The organism is Bacteroides celer (genome assembly GCF_002632415.2).
Classification (GTDB): Bacteria; Bacteroidota; Bacteroidia; order Bacteroidales; family Bacteroidaceae; genus Bacteroides.
In genome coordinates this window covers 1,185,700-1,208,535 of sequence record NZ_CP178209.1, presented here as the reverse complement: position 1 = coordinate 1,208,535, position 22,836 = coordinate 1,185,700, and the positions used below count along the sequence as shown (strand labels likewise).

Below are 22,836 nucleotides of genomic sequence, written 5' to 3'. Positions count from 1 at the left end.
AAAAGTACACAATCTTCACCAAATATGAGTTAGAATCTTCGTTATTTAATTATTTTTTAGTGCTATAAAAAGAGAGAACACCATCTATCAAAGCGGCTTAGACCTTCTTCACCATATTTTGCAATACTTTGCCGTGCTTTCTCCACTGTTTTCTCTTCATCCAGATGGGTTTTAGAAAAGAATTTATCCGCAAAGCAAATCAATTGTTCTTCCAGGGTGATGGGCAGCATCTCGCGATGAGGAACGGGAAGTTGCTGGGCAATGATATCTTCCAACGAAAGCCCTGCCCCCGTATGGCGTTCGCACACCAATGCGTGTTGGGGAAAACCTTCCGCCCGCAAGATTTCGGCTCCCAAATATCCGTGAGCGATATAAGGATGAGTGCCAAAGCACTGAATAGTTGGAGCGTCGGTCTGAAAAATACCAATATCATGCAACAGAGCGGCTTCTTTCACAAAGCTCCGGTTTAAACGCAATTCGGGATGAGCATCCAGCATTTTCATTGCTTTTCCGGACACGGCCAAACTATGTATTACTAATATTTGTCTCTGCTGGGTATTCTCCGGATAATACTTATCAATGATTTCGTATGGATTCATGTGCTTTATTTTTTGCTCTCTTGATGAGAAATTAATATTTTTGTGCAATATTACAAAAAAATTACCGATATGCAAACTAGAGTTTCCTTCATTCTTATATTTTTGTTCATTATGTTGTTGCCAATGCGTGTAAACAGTCAAATTGTCACGGGAGCAGAACAGATGGATCAATATCTGCCGTTGCTGAAAGGAAAACGCATCGGAATGGTGGTCAATCACACTTCTGTTGTGGGAAGAAAGCAGGTTCATCTTCTCGATACCTTATTAAAGAGAGAGGTCCGGGTAGTCAAAGTATTTGCTCCCGAGCATGGTTTCCGTGGTAACGCAGATGCGGGTGAAACGGTGAAAGACGGAAAAGATTCCCGCACCGGCATTCCTATCGTATCGCTTTATGGTGACAACAAAAAGCCGTCTGCCACCCAACTAAAAGATGTCGATGTGATTGTATTCGACATTCAGGATGTAGGGGCACGCTTTTATACCTATATAAGCACGATGTATTATGTGATGGAAGCTTGCGCAGAGAACAAGAAAGAAATGGTTGTACTGGATCGCCCCAATCCGTGCGATTATGTGGATGGTCCGATACTCAAACCTGCCTACCGGAGTTTTGTCGGTATGTTACCTCTTCCGGTTCTCCACGGATGTACCATCGGCGAACTGGCACAGATGATAAACGGGGAAGGATGGATTGCCAACAAGAAAAATCCTTGTTCATTAAAGGTAATTCCAATGACCGGATGGAAACACGGAGCACCTTATTCACTTCCCATCAAACCGTCGCCCAACCTCCCGAACGACCAGTCTATCCGATTGTATGCCTCACTTTGTCCTTTTGAAGCCACTCGCGTCAGCGTGGGACGGGGGACAACTTTCCCTTTCCAAGTATTAGGCGCACCTAATAAGAAATACGGAAGTTTCACTTTTACTCCCCACTCCTTACCCGGTTTTGACAAAAATCCGATGCACAAAGGTATCACCTGTTATGGGGAAGATCTCCGGAATGTAACCGATGTGAACGGATTTACACTCCGCTACTTCTTGGACTTTTATCGCTTATCCGGCGAAAAAGCAGCTTTCTTCTCCCGTGCCCGATGGTTTGATTTGCTGATGGGAACTGACAGCGTACGCAAGGCTATCCTCAAAGGAGAATCGGAAGAGGCTATCCGGAATAGTTGGCAAAAGGAGTTACAGGATTACAAAGAGATTAGAAAAAAACATCTTCTCTATGAGTAAAAAACTAGTATCATACTCTCATTCATTTTTATAAACCACTTATAATTAAAAGAATAAGTATGATAGATACCCATATTTCATGAAGAAAGTATGATAGATACAAAATTTCAGAAACATCTATCATTCTTATTCATCAGATAATAACTATATTAGCAAAAAGGATGAGAGTTATGATAGTTATTTTCTACTCTAAGAACAATCAGTTAATAACACAATAATGAAAGATAAAACACAAAAAAGTTTCAGGGGAATAGTCCGGATATTACTTCTTGTTTTCTGTTATACCTTTGGTAGTCATGCTTTTGCATTGGCTTTAGAGCACGAACAAACAGTAGATATTTATAAAGTAACAGATGTCCCCAATCCGCGTAATGAAAGCTCTTCCAATTGGGTCAGCAATCCGAATCAGATATTGGATGAAAGTTATGTGTGGGAAATAAATAATATGTTGTCACAGTTAGAAGATTCATTGAGTATTGAAGTGACAGTTGTTGCACTCCCTTCTATCGGTGAAGATATTCCGGCAGAGTTTGCCCACAAGCTTTTTGAACACTGGGGCATCGGAAAGAAAGCGGACGACAACGGATTACTGATTCTTTTAGTGCTCGATCAACGTAAAGTCACTTTCGCAACCGGATACGGTTTGGAAGGAGTACTTCCCGACGCTTTATGCTTTCGCATTCAACAGAATGAAATGGTTCCGTGGTTTAGAAAAAACGACTTTGACAGAGGAATAACAGAGGGAGTCCGGGCTGTAACATTGGTGCTTTATGGAAGCGACTATGAGCCCGTTTCTCAAGGCACTTCTGATAATTACTGGAAAAGTGCCAGCAATACGTTGTGGAATTTTCTGGCAAATCAACCGCTCATGCTTTGGATATTCTTGATACTGGTAAATGTTCTCACTTATCGCATGAAAGTAAACAAAGCTCGCCCCAAAGACAGTTCAGCATTAGCAGCAATCAAAGTCCTGACACATTACAGCCCACTTGGATGTCTTGTATTGTTTTTTCCGGTCTGCCCTGCACTTATTGCGGCATCCTTATGGTACAAGTTCTACCAAAAACAACGTGTTATTTTGCAGAGTAAGACCTGCGACTCTTGCAAAGCTGTAGCTTTACAACTTTTACCCAATGAGCTTGCAACCCCTTTATTATCTGCTTCCGAACAAATGGAACACAAACTAGGTTCTGCTATCCACCGTATTTATCAATGTACTTCCTGCGGCTGGCTTTTACGGTATAAATCTATCACCATAAGCGAATATAGGATGTGTAATCAATGCCACACCATTGCTTCCAAGCGTATCAGCCCGTGGAAAACAATTAAAGAGCCCACATATTCCGATGCCGGATTGGAGGTTGCCGACTATCTTTGCCTGATGTGCGGAGATAAAAAGCAGACAACACAGAAGATCCCCCGCAAGACACCCCCCAATAGTGACAGTTCTAGTAATAGTCACAGTAGTAGTGGCAGAAGCAGTAGTAGAAGTAGTAGCGGCAGTTTTGGTGGTGGACATAGCGGTGGCGGTGGAGCGTCAAGTAGTTTTTAAGATCAACTATCCATCCGAAGAAGTCGACTAACCAAATAAAGGACATGAAAACACATCTCACCTGAATATTTTCATAGAAAGATGGTTATCCACTCCCTTATTCTAACTATTTTTGCATAGATAACCGAACATAAAAAAGTGAAATGAATATAGAAGAATTTAGAGAATATTGTCTGTCTTTTAAAGGAGTTCACGAGAAGATGCCTTTTCCCAATGTACCCGACCAATATAGCCGTGACGTTCTATGCTTTTATGTTGCGGACAAATGGTTTTGTTTCGTTAACATTGAGATTTTCGATTTTTGTTGCATCAAATGTAACCCTGACGAATCTGGAGAACTGCAAACTGAATATGCCGGTATAAAACCAGGCTGGCACATGAATAGGAAATATTGGATCAGCGTTTATTTCAATCAAGACGTATCTGATGATAAGATCAAAGAACTCGTAAGCAAATCCTATGATATTGTAGTCAAAAGTCTGACAAAGAAAGAACGGGTTTCTGTTTGAGATTGCAAAAAGTCTTCCAGTGCTTTCAGGTCTTTTATTTCAAATATTCTTTCCATCGTTTTCATTTTCAGCTCCGATGTCTTGTGTTGGGGAATGTTTTACATTTTTCACAGCGTGCACTATTCAATTGCGCTCCCAGACAAGGATTTTTTTGCCGTGTATAGGTAGGACACCCACCACAAAACACGCCACATGCCGGGACACGACCATTATAAATTTTCATCATACAAGGCTTTTGGCCATCCAATAGTTAGTAAGAGACAGCTGATTAGCCCTGCGTTTTTGCTCTACTTCTACTATATACCCTCGCTTTTCAAAAAATGGACGGGCTGTTATACTCACTTCAGAGGTAATCCGCGTAATCCCGGCTGCGACGGCATAACGTTCTATCTCATTCAACAATAGTGTAGCAACACCTTTGCCCTGAAAATCCTTATGAATAAACATTGAATGCAAATAGCCCTGAGGTGTAATGGATGAAAAACCGACGATTTCAGATTGCCGATTAACAGCAACAATAAAATAGTGAGTTTTTATCATACCCTCTATTTTAGAAGGATCATCTCCGCACGATGCCCAATCTTCAACCTCGGCCTGTGAATAGTCACGCCTGTTTATCACTAACACTGTGTTTCGATATAGAGACTGAATTTTCTCTATATCCGTATTTAAAGCTATCCTTATAGTAATCATATAATCCCTAATTATTCACTATTTTATCTCTTTCTCTTTTTCCACAACTGCCACGAATTGATTATATTCTGCCACAACACATACGAACCGGGAGCCACAGAAGACAATGGATTCAAATAAGTATGTGCCATCCAAATAGCCAGAATCGTATTCTTTTGTCCCAACGCCTGCCCGCCACTGATACGGTCATTATAAATTGAGCCGATTGTCTTCCCCAAAAAGAACTGCAAACAGCAAGCAATCAGTGCTCCGACAGCAATCATGATTTCCGTAAAACCATCCGCTGGGTCATTGAGCAAGGAATACAACGTCTGCGCTGTTACGATAGCTAAAGATACAGCCCACAAATAAAAAGCAAGTTCATGATAGCCCAATAACTTCTGATGCACCTTTGGCAAACACTTACTCAACAACCAGGCAGCCAAAAAAGGACAAATCAACAACGGAAATACCTTACCTAAAATAACAAGAAACGCCTCCCAAAAAGTGACATCAGGATGCACCTCCACCAAAGGAAAAAGAATAGGCACAGCAATAGCCGCACCGATATTTGCTATCAATGTATAAGTGGTCAGACTGGCTGCACTCCCACCCAACTTGGAAGTAATCACCGCAGCAGCCGTAGCCGTAGGACAAATAATACAAACCATCACTCCCTCTGCTACTATTTTATCAAAGCGATAAAGCAACAAATAAGCAGCCAACGCTCCGCCAATCTGAATCAATAACAACCACAAATGGAGAGGTTTAGGCTTCAAATCACGAGGAGATACCTTACAGAAGGTCAATAGCAACATCGTAAAAATAAGATAGGGAGTCAGAAAAGAAAGGCTGATAAACAGCGGATAACCTATAGCACCTACCAGCATAGCAATAGGTAACGTCCAATTCTTCAAAAACTTAAGCATCGTCGTACATTTTAACTTCGAAGCACAAAGTAACGGAGATTTCAGGAAAAAAGCTACCATTAAACCGAAAAAAACACAAAACTTAATGGCAAATAATGAGTTTTCTACAAATTTCTACTACATTTGCACCGTATTATAGATATGAAACTGAATAGACCGTACATATTATACATATTCATTTGCCTCTGGCTACTTTTTCTACCCTCATGTACTAACCACTTATGGGGGAAGGATTTTGTAGTAGTTATTGACGCAGGACATGGCGGACATGATCCGGGCGCCATCGGCAAAATCTCGAAAGAGAAAAATATCAATCTGAACGTTGCCCTGAAAGTGGGAAATCTGATTAAAAGGAATTGCGACGACGTCAAAGTGATTTACACCCGTAGCAAAGATGTATTCATCCCTTTAGACCGACGCGCAGAAATTGCCAACAACGCGAAGGCTGATCTCTTTATTTCCATTCACACCAATGCACTGGCTAACAATCGTACCGCAAAAGGTGCTTCAACCTGGACACTGGGTTTGGCCAAATCAGACGCAAATCTGGAAGTTGCCAAGCGAGAGAACTCCGTAATCCTCTACGAAAGTGACTACAAAACAAGATATGCCGGTTTCAACCCGAACTCTGCCGAGTCATATATTATATTTGAATTCATGCAAGATAAATACATGGAGCAGAGTGTACACCTGGCTTCGCTGATGCAGAAACAATTTCGCCAAACTTGTAGAAGGGCAGACCGTGGAGTGCATCAAGCCGGATTCCTTGTCTTAAAAGCGAGTGCCATGCCGAGCATTCTGATAGAACTAGGATTTATTTCTACGCCCGAAGAGGAACGCTATCTGAATACCGAAGAAGGGGCCGGCACCATGGCAAAAGGCATCTACCGTGCTTTCTTAAATTATAAGAGAGAACATGAACTGCGCCTAACGGGAGTCAGCAAAACGATCGTCCCAACCGAACAGGAAGAAGACAATGCCCCGGCAATTGCCCAAAAGGATACCGAAAGTGTGAACACAGCTCCCCAACAGGAAAAGCTATTGGCCGAAGCAAAAACAAAACCTGCCGCGACAGCAAAAACAGCACCGAAACGCCCAATTGTAGTAGAGAGTGCAACCAATGACAGTGAAATTACGTTTAAGATACAGATACTTACTTCTTCCAAACCTCTCGCCAAAAACGACAAACGGCTGAAAGGACTGAAAGATGTAGACTATTATAAGGAAGGGGGAATATACAAATATACGTATGGAGCCTCCGCCGATTATAACAAGGTGTTGCGTACGAAGCGCACCATTACGGCACAATTCAAAGACGCCTTTATCATCGCTTTCCGGAACGGCGAGAAAATGAACGTCAATGAAGCGATTGCCGAATTCAAGAAAAGAAGAAATAAATAAAAAGATAAAATGAAGTACATTACAAAAGAAGTCAGAATAGGTATTGCAGGTATCGTTGCACTATGTGTGCTTATATACGGAATTAACTGGCTGAAAGGTATACACATGTTTCAACCTTCCAGCTATTTCTATGCCAAATTTGAAAATGTAAACGGACTCACCAAATCAAGCCCGGTATTTGCCGACGGTGTTCGTGTAGGTATCGTGCGTGACATCTATTATGATTATGCCAAACCCGGAAATGTAATTGTCGAAGTGGAACTGGACACGGAACTGCGGATTCCCAAAGGAAGTAGTGCCGAGCTTGTATCCGAACTTATGGGAGGCGTACGCATGAATATTCTTCTGGCAAACAACCCGCGCGAAAAATATGCCGTAGGAGATACGATCCCCGGCACACTGAACAACGGAATGATGGAAAGCGCGGCGAAACTGATCCCAAAGGTAGAAGAAATGCTTCCGAAACTGGATTCTATCCTCATCTCTCTGAACAATATATTAGGAGACAAGAGCATCCCTGCCACCCTGCACTCGATAGAGAAGACAACCGCCAACCTGGCAGTAGTCAGTTCGCAGGTAAAAGGGCTGATGAGTAATGACATACCTCAACTCACCAGTAAACTGAACACCATCGGAGACAACTTCGTTGTCATCAGCGGAAATTTGAAAGAAGTAGACTATGCAGCCACTTTCAAAAAAATAGACGAAACGCTGGCTAACGTAAAAATACTTACAGAAAAATTAAACAGCAAAGATAACACTATCGGACTGCTCTTCAACGACCCGACTTTATACAATAATCTGAATGCAACAACTGAAAATGCAGCCAGCTTATTAGAAGACCTGAAAGAGCATCCGAAACGGTACGTTCACTTCTCATTATTCGGCAAGAAAGACAAGTAGCAAATTATCGTTATATAGATTTTATCTAAATAACGAAGGGCTTTCAAAAGAAAGTAGATTGCTCTTCAAATGTCTATCTACAAACCGAAATAATATTCCCGTACAAACGTACAAAAGTGAGAAAAAAGGCTAAAATTATATATATAAGACATTAACATACAGATACTTACAAAACTGCAAGAGAGGGTAAACAGAGTGTGTCCGACAACAAACGCATAAGTCATTGAAAGTAAACACATTATTGTTAGCATGAAAAAAACAAGAAAAAATAGATTTGTTTTTTCCGAATAAGATTCCCAATTTTGCAAACGTAGAAGTTTTGCTTAATTAATAAATGTATTAAAAGTTACTATGATTGAATCAAATCATGTCGTACTTTGGAACCGCTGTCTCGACGTTATTAAAGACAATGTTCCCGAGACGACATATAATACTTGGTTTGCCCCTATTGTTCCGTTGAAATATGAGGACAAAACGTTGATCTTACAGATCCCGAGCCAGTTTTTCTATGAAATACTGGAAGAGAGATTCGTAGATCTTATACGTAAGACATTATATAAGGTCATTGGCGAAGGAACCAAGTTGATGTACAATGTCATGGTGGACAAGACTTCGATTCCGAATCAAACCGTGAATCTCGAAGCAAGCAATCGTTCTACGGCTGTTACTCCCAAAAGCATAATCGGAGGAAACAAAGCTCCCAGCTTCCTACAGGCCCCTGCCGTTCAGGATTTGGACCCGCATTTGAATCCCAATTATAATTTTGAGAACTTCATTGAAGGATACAGCAATAAACTTTCAAGAAGTGTGGCGGAAGCCGTAGCGCAAAAACCGGGAGGGACTGCTTTCAATCCGTTATTCCTTTATGGGGCATCCGGAGTAGGAAAGACGCACCTGGCAAACGCAATAGGCACGAAAATCAAAGAAATTTATCCAGAGAAAAGAGTATTGTACGTTTCGGCACATTTGTTCCAGGTACAATATACGGATTCTGTACGCAATAACACGACCAACGACTTTATTAACTTTTACCAGACGATCGATGTATTAATCATTGATGATATTCAGGAGTTTGCCGGTGTCACCAAGACGCAGAACAACTTCTTCCATATCTTCAATCATTTACACCAGAACGGCAAACAGCTTATATTAACTTCAGACCGTGCTCCTGTATTGTTGCAAGGTATTGAAGAACGCCTCCTGACCCGTTTCAAATGGGGTATGGTAGCCGAGCTTGAAAAGCCGACGGTAGAACTTCGCAAAAACATTCTACGTAACAAGATACACCGCGACGGATTACAATTCCCGCCGGAAGTGATCGATTATATTGCCGAAAATGTGAATGAAAGTGTACGCGATCTGGAAGGTATCGTCATTGCTATCATGGCTCGTTCCACTATTTTCAACAAAGAAATAGATTTGGATTTGGCACAACACATTGTACATGGCGTGGTTCATAACGAAACGAAAGCGGTTACCATCGATGATATCCTCAAAGTGGTATGCAAACATTTTGATCTGGAACCGTCTGCCATACATACAAAATCCAGAAAGAGGGAAGTCGTTCAAGCACGACAGATCGCCATGTATCTAGCTAAAAACCACACAGACTTTTCAACTTCTAAGATAGGTAAGTTTATCGGTAACAAAGACCATGCAACGGTACTTCACGCCTGCAAAACCGTAAAAGGACAATTGGAGGTGGACAAAAGCTTTAGTGCAGAAGTACAGGAAATAGAATCGTTACTGAAAAAGAGAAACTGAAATCAAGTATTAAGTATAAAGTGTTAAGTATTATCCATACGGACAGGCTTTATTATGCGGTTTCGCACCAGGGTAATACTTAATAAGTAACTAATCAAAATTAAGCAGCATAATGACTAAAGTTAATATTCAGTTGTGTTCCTATCGCCGCCAAAGCCCTATTTGTGGCATAAAACAGCGATTCTGTAGTGACATAATCTTGCGGTCGGAGCCATTTCCCTTTCATAATACGCCAAAGGGTCTCCACAATGTTCAAATGAGGAGAGTATGGGGGAATGTAGAAAAGAAAAAGTCCCCGTTTTTCCCATATTGGACGCATTCGCTTTATTTTCTCATTACGGTGTACACTTGCATTGTCAAGCACAACAAATGTCTTTCTGTTGAGCTTGAAAGAGAACCTGTCGAGGAAATCCACGACTTTCTCTGCATCAACAGAATCGCAGGTGCAGAAACCTTCAAAGCGGTTATTCCTGTCAATCATACCAAAGATGTTGAGCCGTTTGGCTTTTTCGACAGGAATGTAAACGTCTTCTCCGGAAAACTGCCACCCGTAAGGGACATAGCCTTCCGTGCAGATATGAGATTCGTCACCATAGAAGAGGTCGATGGAGCCTTTTTCAAAAAGTACTTCAAGTTCTTGCAGCTTCTCGGTCTTATACGCATAGAGCTGCGGCGAGGGCTTACCCTTAGGACGTTTTCTTATACGTCTATATCTTGCGCCAATGCGGATAAAAAACGTTTGAACGTCGATTCGCTCGCTTCCTTGCCCGAAGCATTCTGCCAGGCTTCTTTGGCTGCACGCACACTCTGTCGGTCCGACTCGATGGCTTTGCGCACAGCTTCCTCGTCCGAACAGTCCATGATGGCTTTGCGACCTTGTCCCGGACGTGTATATAATCCTTGGATTCCTTGGTTTTCGAAACGTTTGACCCAACTGCCAACGGTTTGGGCGGTCATTTCCGTTTGTGCTCCCACTTGGGGCGCACTCAAGCCCTCTGCTTTGAGCAATATGGCGCGGCAACGCATACGAAAACAATGGCTTTCGCCTGTACGGAAACCGGTGGTAAGTTCCCGACGTTCGGAATCGCTCAACGTCAATTTCTTGATTTTCATTTGTCTTGCGGTTTGGTTCGAGACAAAGATAATGCAATTTCGACATATGTGAAATAATTATGAATAACTACTTACTTTATACTTAATACTTGAAAAATACTTAATACTTATTTCAAGAATCCTTGCTGGCGAAGTACTTTCAATAGATTTTCGGACATAAATTCGTTATCTTTCTTTGTGTAACGCACGTCCGTAAAGACTTGAGCCAATGTTTCTTTTTTATTTTCTTCGATAAACTGCTTGTTTTCCGGCAATGATTCTTTGTAGGCATAGAGTTTATCTATTTCTTCCGGTGTATAGTCGTGATATTTTTCATCGTGCACGGCAGCTTCCAAAGGCAAACGGTCTACTTGTGCGGGAATACCATCCGGATAACCTACCGTTATTGTGGTAAGAGGGAATACCAGTTCGGGGAGTTGGAGGGTATCAATAATCATTTGAGGATTATAAGTGGTAGTTCCCAAATAACAAATGCCGAGTCCTGCTTCTTCCGCCAGCGTACAAAAAGTCTGCGCAACAAGCAAAGTATCCATAGACGCATTCATAAAAGACATTAAATTATCGTAGCCCGGCACTGCTTTCCGCTGTTCACACCATTTGCTGAAACGACGGAAATCAGCACAAAAAGTCAGTACAACTGGAGCATTTTTTACCATCGGCTGATTGAAATGAGCAGGCGAAAGTTTCTCCTTCATTTCCGCATCGCGAGTCACAATCACACTATAAAGTTGCATCCCACCCATCGTAGAAGCACGGAAAGAGGTTTCAAGCAAATCATTTAACAAACTCGGATTTATATCTTTAGGCAGATATTTCCGGATAGTTCTTCTATTCTTTACGGTTTCAAACATATCTTTTTTCTGCAAAGATATAAAAAGAAAAAAATATTCCACCACACTAGCGGAATAGAATAGTTTTCTTTTTGGAAAACTTTAACCTTTGAACAAATTTCAATTTTATCTGTTTATCAAATACTTAGCATAAACAAATGGAAAACTTGCAACCTGTTAATAAATTAATTCATTTTTATTTTGATAGATGAAAAAACATTCTTAGCTTTGCGCCTACATTTGTTAACGATAAGTAAACTTCTACATATTACTTATTAAAAACGAGATTTAACACAAATTGAATCGTGGAAAAACAGATTTATTCTTACGACGAAGCCTATGAAGAATCTTTACGATATTTTCAAGGCGACGAGCTTGCTGCAAGGGTTTGGGTAAACAAATACGCAGTAAAGGATTCTTTCGGTAATATCTATGAAAAATCCCCGGAAGACATGCATTGGAGAATTGCAAATGAAGTGGCACGCGTAGAATCGAAGTATCCGAATGCGTTGACAGCAAAAGAACTGTATGATTTACTGGATCACTTCAAGTACATCGTCCCCCAAGGTAGCCCGATGACAGGAATCGGTAACGACTACCAGGTTGCTTCACTATCCAACTGCTTCGTTATCGGAGTGGACGGTGCAGCCGACTCTTATGGCGCTATTATCAAAATCGACGAAGAACAGGTACAACTAATGAAAAGACGCGGTGGTGTAGGTCACGACTTATCACACATCCGTCCGAAAGGTTCTCCCGTTAAAAACTCGGCGTTGACTTCTACCGGTCTTGTTCCGTTCATGGAACGATATTCGAATTCCACTCGTGAAGTAGCTCAAGACGGACGTCGCGGTGCATTGATGTTGAGCGTGTCTATCAAGCATCCGGATTCGGAAGCATTCATTGATGCCAAGATGACCGAAGGTAAAGTGACCGGAGCAAACGTTTCTGTCAAGTTGGACGACGCTTTCATGCAGGCTGCCGTAGACGAAAAGCCGTATGTACAGCAATATCCTATCGACTCTGCCCAACCTACATTCACCAAGGAAATCGACGCTTCTACCTTGTGGAAGAAAATCGTTCACAATGCATGGAAATCGGCAGAACCGGGCGTTTTGTTCTGGGATACGATTATCCGTGAATCTGTGCCTGATTGCTATGCAGACCTGGGTTACAGAACGGTATCTACCAACCCATGCGGAGAAATTCCTCTATGTCCTTACGATTCTTGCCGCTTACTGGCTATCAATCTATATTCTTATGTGGTAAATCCGTTCAAACCGGATGCTTATTTTGATTTCGACCTGTTCCAAAAACACGTGGCTCTCGCTCAACGGATCATGGACGATATTATCGACCTCGAACTAGAGAAGATCGAACGTATCATGACCAAGATTGACGAAGATCCGGAAAACGAAGAAGTAAAACATGCGGAACGTGCACTTTGGGAGAAAATCTACAAGAAGAGCGGACAAGGTCGCCGTACCGGCGTAGGGATCACTGCAGAAGGTGATATGCTTGCTGCATTAGGATTGCGCTACGGAACGGAAGAAGCAACGGAATTCTCTGAAAAAGTACACAAGACAGTAGCTCTCGGTGCCTATCGTTCTTCAGTGGAAATGGCCAAAGAACGCGGTGCCTTCGAAATATACAATAGCGAACGTGAACAGAACAATCCGTTCATCCAACGCTTGGCAGCAGCCGACCCGAAACTGTATGAGGACATGAAGAAATATGGTCGCCGCAACATTGCCTGCCTGACGATTGCTCCAACCGGAACGACCAGTTTGATGACGCAGACCACTTCGGGTATCGAGCCTGTATTCCTGCCTGTTTACAAACGTAGAAGAAAGGTGAACCCGAACGATACGAATGTGCATGTAGACTTTGTAGACGAAACAGGGGACGCATTCGAAGAATACATCGTATTCCATCATAAATTTGTTACCTGGATGGAAGCTAACGGATACGACCCGGCCAGACGTTACACTCAGGAAGAGATTGACGAACTGGTTGCCAAATCTCCTTATTACAAAGCGACTTCTAACGATGTCGACTGGTTGATGAAGGTGAAGATGCAGGGAAGAATCCAGAAATGGGTAGACCACTCTATCAGCGTAACCATCAATCTGCCGAACGATGTGGACGAGGATTTAGTAAACCGCCTGTATGTAGAGGCATGGAAATCCGGCTGCAAAGGTTGTACCGTATATCGTGACGGTTCACGCTCCGGAGTGCTGATCTCTACGAAATCGGATAAAGACAAAAAAGAAGGACTTCCTCCTTGCAAACCGCCTACGGTTGTAGAGGTACGTCCGAGAATATTGGAAGCAGACGTTGTCCGTTTCCAGAACAACAAGGAAAAATGGGTAGCTTTTGTCGGATTATTGGACGGACACCCTTATGAAATATTCACTGGTTTGCAAGATGACGACGAAGGTATCTTGCTGCCTAAGAGCGTGACTTGCGGACGTATCATCAAAAATGTGGATGAAGACGGTACCAAACGTTACGACTTCCAATTCGAGAACAAACGCGGATATAAGACGACCATTGAAGGATTGTCAGAGAAGTTCAACAAGGAATACTGGAACTATGCAAAATTGATTTCCGGCGTGCTTCGCTACCGGATGCCGATTGAACAGGTTATCAAACTGGTTGGCTCTCTGCAATTGAACAGTGAAAGTATCAACACTTGGAAAAACGGTGTAGAACGTGCATTGAAGAAGTATATTCAGGATGGAACGGAAGCCAAAGGTAAGAAGTGCCCGAACTGTGGCAACGAGACATTGGTTTATCAGGAAGGCTGTCTGATTTGTACTACTTGCGGCGCTTCCAGATGTGGATAATAGTCCTACGTATGTTAATTAATATATAAACAAAAGATTAAAAGGAGTCCGGTGCGGCTCCTTTTATTTTTTATTCAAAAAAATGTCTTATACTTGCAGTGTCTTACATATACAATCAAAATCTAATATATATGATTCTATCATTTAATATTGAATACCGCACCAATTGGGGAGAAGAAGTAAGGATTTCCGGCTTATTTCCGGAATCAATTCCTTTACACACCACCGATGGGATCTATTGGACGGCAGAACTTGAGCTTGAAGTCCCTCAAGAAGGGATGACTATCAATTATAGCTATCAGATAGAGCAAAACGGAATAGTTATCCGCAAGGAATGGGACAGTTTTTCGAGATCTATTTTCTTATCAGGCAGCTCCAGGAAGATATACAGAATCAATGATTGCTGGAAAAATATCCCGGAACAACTGTATCTTTATAGTTCTGCTTTTACAGAAGCCTTACTGGCACATCCTGAAAAAGAGAATATCCCGCAAAGATATAAGAAGGGACTGGTTATCAAGGCCTACGCCCCACGTATCAACAAAGATTATTGCCTGGCAATTTGTGGCAACCAGAAATCATTAGGTCACTGGGACCCGGAGAAAGCGGTGCTGATGAGTGATACCAATTTCCCGGAATGGCAGATAGAACTGGACGCCAGCAAACTAAAATATCCGCTGGAATATAAATTCATCCTCTACAACAAACAGGAAAAGAAAGCAGACTGCTGGGAGAAAAACCCTAACCGCTATCTGGCAGACCCGGAACTGAAGACCAACGAAACGCTCGTGATTTCCGACCGATATGTTTATTTCGACATTCCCGCATGGAAAGGGGCAGGAATCGCTATACCCGTATTTTCTTTAAAATCAGAGAAAAGTTTCGGAGTAGGTGATTTCGGCGACTTGAAACGTATGGTAGACTGGGCAGTAAATACTCGCCAGAAAGTTATTCAGATTTTACCGGTCAACGACACCACCATGACTCATGCATGGACGGACTCTTATCCTTATAACAGCATTTCTATTTATGCTTTCCATCCGATGTATGCGGATATCAGGCAAATGGGAACTCTGAAAGATAAAGAAGCGGTATCGAAATTCAGCAAGAAGCAAAAGGAACTGAACAGCCTCCCTGCTATTGACTACGAAGCGGTCAACCAAACTAAATGGGAGTTTTTCAACTTACTGTTCCGACAGGAAGGAGAAAAGGTATTGGCTTCCAAAGGTTTCAAAGATTTCTTTGAAACGAACAAGGAATGGCTGCAACCTTATGCAGTCTTTAGTTATCTGCGCGATGCCTACAAAACGCCCAATTTCCGCCAATGGCCGAGACACTCTGTTTACCAAGCGGAAGATATAGAAAAAATGTGCCAACCGGGAACAGCAGATTATCCTCACATCTCGTTGTATTATTATATCCAGTATCATTTGCATCTGCAATTGTTGTCTGCAACCGAATATGCCCGCCAACACGGTGTTGTATTAAAGGGGGATATTCCAATTGGTATCAGCCGCAACAGCGTGGAAGCCTGGACAGAACCTCATTACTTCAATCTCAACGGACAAGCGGGTGCTCCGCCCGATGATTTCTCGATCAACGGGCAAAACTGGGGATTCCCCACATACAACTGGGATGTCATGGAAAAAGACGGATACCGCTGGTGGATGAAGCGTTTTCAGAAAATGGCGGAATACTTCGATGCTTACCGGATCGATCATATCCTCGGTTTCTTCCGTATTTGGGAAATACCAATGCACGCTGTACACGGATTGTTAGGCCAGTTTGATCCTTCTTTGCCGATGAGCCGGGAAGAAATCGAAAGTTATGGTCTAACGTTCCGCGATGAATATCTGCTACCATTCATCCATGAATCTTTCCTCGGACAGTTGTTCGGACCGCATACCCATTTAGTCAAACAGGATTTCCTTGAATCGGTTGATGACTCCGGACTTTATCGGATGAAACCGGGATTCGAAACACAACGGGAGGTAGAACAATTCTTTATCGGTAGAAATGATGAAGATAGTGTCTGGATTCGGGAAGGGCTTTATTCATTAATCAGCAACGTCTTATTTGTTGCGGATAAGAAAGAGGAAGGTAAATACCACCCGCGCATCGGTGTGCAACGGGATTTCGTATTCCGGTCGCTGAACGAAGAAGAGAAAAATGCGTTTAACAGACTATACGACCAGTATTATTATCACCGGCACAACGAGTTCTGGTATCAACAGGCTATGAAGAAGTTACCTCAACTGACACAATCAACCCGCATGTTGGTTTGTGGAGAAGATTTGGGGATGATTCCTGCTTGTGTGTCATCGGTGATGAATGATCTCCGGATTCTTAGTCTGGAAATTCAGCGAATGCCTAAGAATCCGATGCATGAATTCGGGCATTTAAATGAGTATCCGTACCGGTCTGTCTGCACAATCTCCACTCACGATATGTCTACGTTGCGTGGCTGGTGGGAAGAAGATTATCAACAGACCCAACGTTACTATAATGCAACGTTAGGACATTACGGAGTTGCACCGACAACTGCCACTCCGGAGTTGTGCGAGGAAATCGTACGCAACCATCTCAACAGTAATTCCATTCTCTGTATCTTGTCTTTCCAGGATTGGTTATCGATAGACGGGAAATGGAGAAATCCGAATGTGGCGGAAGAGCGAATTAATGTTCCATCCAATCCACGCAATTACTGGAGATACCGAATGCATCTCACTCTGGAACAGTTGATGAAAGCAAAAACACTTAATGATAAGATTGGTGAACTGATTAAATACACAGGAAGAGATCCGAATAAATAGAATAAAAGATACAAGTAACTTTCAAAAAGGATATTTTCCGGACACTACCGACGCGGATAACACTAGATTAAGAACACTAAAATCTATGTGATCCGCGTCATTCGTTTTTCAAGGATATATTGATAACAGAGGTAAAATAAGGAGTTTCAAAACATAGTCAACCGTTTTTTTCGCAATAATATCATTACTATATATCATACTTTTTCGCTTTTCGCATCATTCGTTTATTTTTTCAATGTTCCTCTTTTTATTCCGATTTATAAAGTATCTTTGCGCCGAAAAAGAGAAATTAAAAGAGATAATGGAAGGCAACCAGAGCAGACGTATTGATTTTGTGGACTTAACCAAAGGAGTCTGCATTATCCTTGTGGTAATGGCACACGTTGGAGGGGCCTTCGAACAACTGGATACGAATTCGATGTTATCCTGTTTCCGCATGCCGCTTTACTTCTTTATCTCGGGAGTGTTTTTCAAATCATACGAAGGCCTGCTCGGATTCATCCTGCGAAAAATAAACAAATTGATTATTCCTTTTCTTTTCTTCTATCTAAGTGCATTTCTAATGAAATACATTGTTTGGAAGATTGCTCCGGGGGTATTTCAACTGCCTGTGTCGTGGAATGAACTCTTGGTTGTATTTCATGGACACGACCTTATCAAGTTCAATCCACCGATCTGGTTTCTACTCGCATTATTCAATTGCAACATCCTGTTTTATCTAATTCACTTTCTGCGCGAAAAGCATCTGCCTGTCATGTTCGCTGTGACAATCCTGATTGGTTGCGCAGGATTTTATCTCGGAAAATTACAGATAGAGTTACCCCTGTATATAGATGTTTCCATGACTGCCCTCCCCTTCTATGTGGCCGGTTTCTGGATCCGACGGTATAATTTCTTTCTATATCCCAGCCATCGTTTCGACAAACTGATACCGGTTTTTATTGTATTGGCACTGGTGGTAATGTACTTTACCGCTACCACATTGGGTATGCGTACCAACAATTATGCGGGAAATATTTTTCAAGTATATATCGCTGCGTTTGCAGGAATATTTATGATTATGTTACTTTGCAAAAAAGTGAAAAAGATAAAGGTTGTTTCTTACTTGGGACGATATTCAATTATCACCTTGAGTATTCATGGACCGATACTTCATTTTTTAGGTCCATTAGTCAGCCGTTATATTCACAATAGTTGGGCACAGGCAAGCGCACTTCTGCTTATAACATTAAGCATCTGCCTTCTGCTCACACCCGTCTTTCTTAAAGTGATTCCACAAATGGTTGCACAGAAAGACCTGTTAAAAGTCAAACAAGATCACACTAAAAAGACAGTATATGAAGATAAACAGTAGCTATATCCTTTTGAAAGAAATTCGTTGTTACGCCTATCATGGTGTCGCACCGCAAGAAAATCTGATTGGGAATGAATATCTCATTGACCTGAAACTGAAAGTAGATATCAGCAAAGCTACCCGGACAGACGAAGTTACCGACACCGTCAACTACGCCGAAGTACATCAGGTGATAAAAAATGAAATGGCTATTCCCTCAAAATTGCTGGAACACGTGAGCGGACGGATTATACAAAAACTCTTTGACCAATTCCCCTGTATTGAAGAAATAGAACTCCGGCTTTCCAAACGGAATCCACCGATGGGAGCAGATATAGAGTCCGCAGGAATTGAGCTACACTGCAGCAAGAAATAAGATATCACATTGTTGGTAATGAAACATAAATAACGAAATGCAGATAATACGATATTAATAAAGTAATCCGTATCATCTGCATTCCTTTTTTAAGCAAAATCTGCTCCTATTTTCACAGCCGTAAACTACCGGCTTATTTTCTCTTCTTTTTTCTTCTATTTACTGATTCAACAGCTTCCGTCACCACAGGTTTATCCTGGAAACGCTTTGTATAGCCGGAATAGTCCGGATGAATGCGCTCGTAGTCAGGATCCATAAATAACGGACTGGAAATAATATGATCCGCCGTAGAACGATTACAGCAAAAAACAATATTTTCTACACCAGCCAAGCGGGTTAATGCTTTCACATCCGTATCATGCGGTTGCAGTGTCATAGGGTCAGTGAAGAAAAACAGATAGTCAATCTGTCCATCCACAATACGTGATCCCATCTGTTGGTCACCACCCAGCGGACCTGATTTTAAAATCGTAAAATCCCATTCTTCATCAGGGTGCTTCTCTTTCAATGCTTCCAATATCAAAGTACCGGTAGTACCTGTACAATAGAATTTATTTCCCATCAACAGTTCCGAATTCCACAATACCCATTCGATGAGATCTTTTTTCATCGCATCATGCGCTACCAGCCCGATGCCTCTTCTAACCTTTGCTTCCATTTGCTATCCTTTTAAATCCGACAATTGAGAGAATCTTTTGCATCCTCTCACATAAAACTGCCACAAGATACTACTTTTTGTCCGTTCAGGTATCGGATTCAAAGTTTTTTTTCTCATATTCTTTTCACGGGATAAAGAAAATGAAGGACGTAGCTGTTGGTACTCTTTTCGTGCACGCATAACAGCACGAGCATTGTCCCAATGCCCTTGCAACAAGAAGTTAAACACTGCCACATAATCGAGACAGGCCCGGATACGCATCACTTTATTTAACTCCTCCTGTGGAAGATTCTTATAGAGCATGACAAGATTATTACGGAAATTAAGAAAAGTCTTATGAGGATTCTCTTTTTTAAGAGTAGCTCCCCCTACATGATAGACAACACTTTGAGGCACACAAACAATCTCACGTCCTCGCGAACGAAGTCGCCAGCACAAATCTATTTCCTCCATGTGTGCGAAAAAACGCCCATCCAATCCTCCGGCATTCATATAATCAGCGCGTCGGATAAACAGGGCTGCTCCCGTCGCCCAGAAAACAGGAATCACTGTATCGTACTGACCTTCATCCTTCTCCACAACGCCCATTATACGCCCCCGACAAAAAGGATAACCATATTTATCAATAAAACCACCGGCTGCCCCGGCATATTCGAAATATTCTTTTTGTCGCTGGCTCCGTATCTTCGGCTGACAAGCAGCTACCTCCGGGTGAGCATCCAGATAAGCAACCATTGGTTCCAGCCAATGCTCCGTCACCTCGACATCCGAATTCAAAAGCACTACATATTCTGCATCTACCTGCTGTAATGCCAAATTGTATCCGTCTGCAAAACCATAATTCTGATCGAGCACAATCGTCTTAACAGAAGGAAATTCCTGTTGAAGCAAAGTCACAGAATCGTCTGTAGAGCCATTATCAGCCACACAAACCTCCATCCCCTCTCCTTCCGAATAGCGGACAACAGACGGAAGAAAAGTACGGAGCATATCACATCCGTTCCAATTCAAGATTACAACTGAAACTTTCATTGCTGTTCTTTCTTCTTGTTCAATTCTTCCTGTTGTTCAGCTTCCTCTCTGGTTAATTTCCAGCGTTTATGAGACCACAACCAGTATGCCGGTTCTCTACGAATTGTCTGCTCCAATCGGTGAGCAAACATTTCAGTGATTTCTCCTTCCTTGGTTTCTTTCGGCGTCTCCGTCATTAGTTTGAATTCCGCTTCACAATATCCTCTGCGTCTCTTACTAAGTTCGCAATAGAAAACAGGGAAATTCATCATTTTAGCAATACGCTCGGCACCATTCAGAAAAGCAGTCTCCTGCCCTAAAAAAGTAGTCCAATATCTATCAAATCCGCTGGGCCATTGGTCGGTAATCAGACCGACTACCATCTTTTTTCCATCACGCTTCAACTTAATAATTTCACGTGCAGTAGAATGTTTGGGAATATTATATCCTCCGAAACGAGAACGGATACGCTTAAAAAGTTTATCCAGATATTGATCTCTCAACGGTTTATAAACCTGCACGGGAACATCTCCGGGTTTCATGATCGCACCCATGCCAATCAACCATTCATAATTGGCATAATGAGGAATCATCACAATAATGCCTCCGTACTTTTCTGTCAGTTCCAGATATTGTTCCGTATTCTTATAAATCATTCTCACACAAAGCTCTTCGGCAGACATATGCAACAATTTCAAATCCTCAAGCATATAATCCGACAGATAGCGATAGAATTTGCGTTCAATCTGCAATCTCTCGGCATCAGTTTTTTCCGGAAATGATCTCAACAGGTTCCCCCGAACTACTTTCCGGCGATATTTTCCAATATGATACATCAGCAGATAATTCAAATCCGAGAACATATACAAAACCCGGAACGGAAGTGCCGAAAACAACCACATCCCACTATATACCAACCAGTAGATAAGTTTTGATCCCATACTTATATCAGAATTGTACCTTTAAGTGCTGTCATCTCTTCATTAAAATCTCCCAAACGTACATTGACCACCCTATTATCCAGCGAATCATCGCTTTCCACCTCTACACGTATATAGTTCTCCGTAAATCCATGCATCGGAGCACCTGCCTTCGATTTTTCCATCAGCACCGGCATTGTCTGCCCAATATGACGAGCATAAAAGGCCTGCGTTTTTTGATCCGACAGTGTCAATAAACGTTGGCTACGCTGATGTTTCTCTTCCGGGGAAACCACATATTCTATTTTTAGGGCCTGCGTTCCGGGACGTTCGGAATAACTAAACACATGCAACTGGGTCACATTCAAACTCTCAATAAACTGATAAGCTTGTTGGAAGTACTCCAGCGTTTCTCCACGGGTTCCCACAATCACATCCACACCGATAAAAGCATCCGGCATCACCTCTTTGATCTTCTTCACTTTGGAAGCAAAAAGAGCTGTGTCATAACGGCGGCGCATTAATTGCAAAACCTCATCACAACCAGACTGCAAAGGGATATGGAAATGAGGCATAAAACTACGGGAGTGAGACACAAATTCAATGATCTCATCGGTCAACAGATTTGGTTCTATAGAAGATATCCGATAACGTTCGATTCCCTCTACCTGATCCAGCGCTTTTACCAAATCAAAGAAACTCTCCCCTGTTGTTTTACCAAAATCTCCAATATTCACTCCGGTCAGAACAATCTCTTTTCCTCCTTCGGCAGCTGCTTGACGGGCCTGTTCAACCATGGAAGCAATAGTCCCGTTACGACTTCGCCCCCGGGCAAAAGGAATCGTGCAATAAGAACAAAAGTAATCGCATCCATCCTGCACCTTCAAAAAGAAACGGGTACGGTCTCCCCGTGAACACGAGGGAGCAAAAGAACGGATATCCTTGGTCGTCGTAGTGATAGCTTCTCCTTTTTCATGCTTTTGGAGGTCACCTAGATATTGAAGCAATTCTCCCTTCTGTTCAGCTCCCAACACTACGTCCACTCCATCTATCTTTGCCACATCGCCGGGCTTCAATTGCGCATAACATCCGGTCACTACCACAAAAGCACCTGGGTGTTGTTTTACCAGACGATGAATCGCTTGCCGGCATTTCTTATCCGCCATCTCCGTCACCGAACAGGTATTTACCACACAGATATCTGCCTTCTCTCCTTTACGCGCAGTCCGGACTCCTGCCTCACGCAGAATTTTACCGATAGTTGAAGTCTCTGAAAAATTTAATTTGCAGCCTAAAGTATAATAAACGGCTGTCTTATTTTGAAATACAGTGGTATCTATCATAAGCTGTTATAAACACATTAACTTT

General features: G+C 42.1%; 20 protein-coding genes. 10 read left to right on the top strand and 10 right to left on the bottom strand.

Annotated features, from left to right (window positions below):
• Positions 1–62 precede the first annotated feature (62 nt).
• Positions 63–599, bottom strand: a complete 537-nt coding sequence (locus CJF29_RS04465; RefSeq protein WP_004312347.1) for an HDIG domain-containing metalloprotein — start codon at positions 597–599, stop codon at positions 63–65.
• 69 nt (positions 600–668) lie between these two features.
• Between CJF29_RS04465 and CJF29_RS04460 the strand changes: the two genes are divergently transcribed.
• The 3 genes from CJF29_RS04460 (at position 669) to CJF29_RS04450 (ending at position 3,896) form a co-directional block, all read left to right on the top strand.
• Complete coding sequence (locus tag CJF29_RS04460) at positions 669–1,835, top strand: exo-beta-N-acetylmuramidase NamZ domain-containing protein (protein ID WP_099147549.1); 1,167 nt, start codon at positions 669–671, stop codon at positions 1,833–1,835.
• A 217-nt stretch (positions 1,836–2,052) separates the two neighbouring features.
• Positions 2,053–3,387, top strand: a complete 1,335-nt coding sequence (locus CJF29_RS04455) for a TPM domain-containing protein (RefSeq protein WP_099147548.1) — start codon at positions 2,053–2,055, stop codon at positions 3,385–3,387.
• Between the two features lie 143 nt (positions 3,388–3,530).
• Complete coding sequence (locus CJF29_RS04450) at positions 3,531–3,896, top strand: MmcQ/YjbR family DNA-binding protein (RefSeq protein WP_099147547.1); 366 nt, start codon at positions 3,531–3,533, stop codon at positions 3,894–3,896.
• 222 nt (positions 3,897–4,118) lie between these two features.
• Here the strand turns inward: CJF29_RS04450 and CJF29_RS04445 are convergent, their stop codons facing one another.
• Together CJF29_RS04445 and CJF29_RS04440 are read right to left on the bottom strand one after the other, a co-directional pair.
• Positions 4,119–4,589 (bottom strand): GNAT family N-acetyltransferase, encoded by a 471-nt coding sequence (locus CJF29_RS04445; RefSeq protein WP_099147546.1) that lies wholly within the window; start codon positions 4,587–4,589, stop codon positions 4,119–4,121.
• Positions 4,590–4,612: 23 nt separating this feature from the next.
• Positions 4,613–5,557, bottom strand: a complete 945-nt coding sequence (locus tag CJF29_RS04440) for a bile acid:sodium symporter family protein (protein WP_008650145.1) — start codon at positions 5,555–5,557, stop codon at positions 4,613–4,615.
• 81 nt (positions 5,558–5,638) lie between these two features.
• Between CJF29_RS04440 and CJF29_RS04435 the strand changes: the two genes are divergently transcribed.
• The 3 genes from CJF29_RS04435 (at position 5,639) to dnaA (ending at position 9,565) form a co-directional block, all read left to right on the top strand.
• A complete protein-coding gene (locus CJF29_RS04435; protein WP_099147552.1) occupies positions 5,639–6,898 on the top strand; it encodes an N-acetylmuramoyl-L-alanine amidase family protein in 1,260 nt (419 codons plus the stop codon).
• A gap of 9 nt (positions 6,899–6,907) precedes the next feature.
• Positions 6,908–7,801, top strand: coding sequence for an MlaD family protein (locus tag CJF29_RS04430; protein WP_004299349.1), 894 nt, complete (start codon positions 6,908–6,910; stop codon positions 7,799–7,801).
• Between the two features lie 351 nt (positions 7,802–8,152).
• Positions 8,153–9,565 (top strand): chromosomal replication initiator protein DnaA, encoded by a 1,413-nt coding sequence (dnaA, locus tag CJF29_RS04425; protein ID WP_004299347.1) that lies wholly within the window; start codon positions 8,153–8,155, stop codon positions 9,563–9,565.
• A gap of 100 nt (positions 9,566–9,665) precedes the next feature.
• On the opposite strand, the gene CJF29_RS04420 is transcribed toward dnaA, so the two are convergent.
• The 3 genes from CJF29_RS04420 to CJF29_RS04410 all read right to left on the bottom strand — a co-directional run bounded on the left by CJF29_RS04420 (position 9,666) and on the right by CJF29_RS04410 (position 11,529).
• Positions 9,666–10,295 carry an IS630 family transposase gene (locus tag CJF29_RS04420; RefSeq protein WP_255299464.1) on the bottom strand — a complete coding sequence of 210 codons (630 nt, stop codon included), beginning with the start codon at positions 10,293–10,295 and terminating at the stop codon, positions 9,666–9,668.
• Positions 10,265–10,678, bottom strand: a complete 414-nt coding sequence (locus tag CJF29_RS04415; protein WP_099147678.1) for a helix-turn-helix domain-containing protein — start codon at positions 10,676–10,678, stop codon at positions 10,265–10,267. The genes CJF29_RS04420 and CJF29_RS04415 overlap by 31 nt, the downstream gene beginning before the upstream one ends.
• 107 nt (positions 10,679–10,785) lie before the next feature.
• Positions 10,786–11,529, bottom strand: a complete 744-nt coding sequence (locus CJF29_RS04410; protein ID WP_008024992.1) for an NADPH-dependent oxidoreductase — start codon at positions 11,527–11,529, stop codon at positions 10,786–10,788.
• A gap of 284 nt (positions 11,530–11,813) precedes the next feature.
• On the opposite strand from CJF29_RS04410, the gene CJF29_RS04405 reads away from it, so the two are divergent.
• The 4 genes from CJF29_RS04405 to folB all read left to right on the top strand — a co-directional run bounded on the left by CJF29_RS04405 (position 11,814) and on the right by folB (position 18,879).
• Positions 11,814–14,357, top strand: a complete 2,544-nt coding sequence (locus CJF29_RS04405; RefSeq protein WP_004299345.1) for an adenosylcobalamin-dependent ribonucleoside-diphosphate reductase — start codon at positions 11,814–11,816, stop codon at positions 14,355–14,357.
• Positions 14,358–14,488: 131 nt separating this feature from the next.
• The gene (locus CJF29_RS04400; RefSeq protein WP_099147277.1) at positions 14,489–17,170 is read left to right on the top strand and encodes a 4-alpha-glucanotransferase; all 2,682 of its coding nucleotides are present in this window, start codon (positions 14,489–14,491) and stop codon (positions 17,168–17,170) included.
• Positions 17,171–17,471: 301 nt separating this feature from the next.
• Positions 17,472–18,524 (top strand): acyltransferase family protein, encoded by a 1,053-nt coding sequence (locus CJF29_RS04395; RefSeq protein WP_055235721.1) that lies wholly within the window; start codon positions 17,472–17,474, stop codon positions 18,522–18,524.
• Positions 18,508–18,879 carry a dihydroneopterin aldolase gene (gene folB, locus CJF29_RS04390; RefSeq protein ID WP_099147276.1) on the top strand — a complete coding sequence of 124 codons (372 nt, stop codon included), beginning with the start codon at positions 18,508–18,510 and terminating at the stop codon, positions 18,877–18,879. The genes CJF29_RS04395 and folB overlap by 17 nt, the downstream gene beginning before the upstream one ends.
• A gap of 133 nt (positions 18,880–19,012) precedes the next feature.
• Here the strand turns inward: folB and CJF29_RS04385 are convergent, their stop codons facing one another.
• The 4 genes from CJF29_RS04385 to mtaB are packed head-to-tail and all read right to left on the bottom strand — an operon-like array spanning position 19,013 to position 22,811.
• A complete protein-coding gene (locus CJF29_RS04385) occupies positions 19,013–19,537 on the bottom strand; it encodes a methylglyoxal synthase (RefSeq protein ID WP_074559136.1) in 525 nt (174 codons plus the stop codon).
• A gap of 3 nt (positions 19,538–19,540) precedes the next feature.
• Positions 19,541–20,569, bottom strand: coding sequence for a glycosyltransferase family 2 protein (locus tag CJF29_RS04380; RefSeq protein WP_074638124.1), 1,029 nt, complete (start codon positions 20,567–20,569; stop codon positions 19,541–19,543).
• Positions 20,566–21,489: a lysophospholipid acyltransferase family protein gene (locus CJF29_RS04375; RefSeq protein ID WP_074559138.1), complete on the bottom strand. Its 924-nt coding sequence runs from the start codon at positions 21,487–21,489 to the stop codon at positions 20,566–20,568. The genes CJF29_RS04380 and CJF29_RS04375 overlap by 4 nt, the downstream gene beginning before the upstream one ends.
• A gap of 2 nt (positions 21,490–21,491) precedes the next feature.
• Positions 21,492–22,811: a tRNA (N(6)-L-threonylcarbamoyladenosine(37)-C(2))-methylthiotransferase MtaB gene (gene mtaB / locus CJF29_RS04370; protein ID WP_099147275.1), complete on the bottom strand. Its 1,320-nt coding sequence runs from the start codon at positions 22,809–22,811 to the stop codon at positions 21,492–21,494.
• Positions 22,812–22,836: the final 25 nt, after the last annotated feature.

Coding starts and splice junctions, on each gene's coding strand:
- dnaA (WP_004299347.1), top strand. CDS start 8,153: ATGATTGAATCAAATCATGTCGTACTTTGGAACCGCTGTCTCGACGTT.
- CJF29_RS04380 (WP_074638124.1), bottom strand. CDS start 20,569: ATGAAAGTTTCAGTTGTAATCTTGAATTGGAACGGATGTGATATGCTC.
- CJF29_RS04435 (WP_099147552.1), top strand. CDS start 5,639: ATGAAACTGAATAGACCGTACATATTATACATATTCATTTGCCTCTGG.
- CJF29_RS04375 (WP_074559138.1), bottom strand. CDS start 21,489: ATGGGATCAAAACTTATCTACTGGTTGGTATATAGTGGGATGTGGTTG.
- folB (WP_099147276.1), top strand. CDS start 18,508: ATGAAGATAAACAGTAGCTATATCCTTTTGAAAGAAATTCGTTGTTAC.
- CJF29_RS04440 (WP_008650145.1), bottom strand. CDS start 5,557: ATGGTAGCTTTTTTCCTGAAATCTCCGTTACTTTGTGCTTCGAAGTTA.
- mtaB (WP_099147275.1), bottom strand. CDS start 22,811: ATGATAGATACCACTGTATTTCAAAATAAGACAGCCGTTTATTATACT.
- CJF29_RS04445 (WP_099147546.1), bottom strand. CDS start 4,589: ATGATTACTATAAGGATAGCTTTAAATACGGATATAGAGAAAATTCAG.
- CJF29_RS04450 (WP_099147547.1), top strand. CDS start 3,531: ATGAATATAGAAGAATTTAGAGAATATTGTCTGTCTTTTAAAGGAGTT.
- CJF29_RS04400 (WP_099147277.1), top strand. CDS start 14,489: ATGATTCTATCATTTAATATTGAATACCGCACCAATTGGGGAGAAGAA.
- CJF29_RS04385 (WP_074559136.1), bottom strand. CDS start 19,537: ATGGAAGCAAAGGTTAGAAGAGGCATCGGGCTGGTAGCGCATGATGCG.
- CJF29_RS04415 (WP_099147678.1), bottom strand. CDS start 10,678: ATGAAAATCAAGAAATTGACGTTGAGCGATTCCGAACGTCGGGAACTT.
- CJF29_RS04455 (WP_099147548.1), top strand. CDS start 2,053: ATGAAAGATAAAACACAAAAAAGTTTCAGGGGAATAGTCCGGATATTA.
- CJF29_RS04395 (WP_055235721.1), top strand. CDS start 17,472: ATGGAAGGCAACCAGAGCAGACGTATTGATTTTGTGGACTTAACCAAA.
- CJF29_RS04430 (WP_004299349.1), top strand. CDS start 6,908: ATGAAGTACATTACAAAAGAAGTCAGAATAGGTATTGCAGGTATCGTT.
- CJF29_RS04460 (WP_099147549.1), top strand. CDS start 669: ATGCAAACTAGAGTTTCCTTCATTCTTATATTTTTGTTCATTATGTTG.
- CJF29_RS04410 (WP_008024992.1), bottom strand. CDS start 11,529: ATGTTTGAAACCGTAAAGAATAGAAGAACTATCCGGAAATATCTGCCT.
- CJF29_RS04465 (WP_004312347.1), bottom strand. CDS start 599: ATGAATCCATACGAAATCATTGATAAGTATTATCCGGAGAATACCCAG.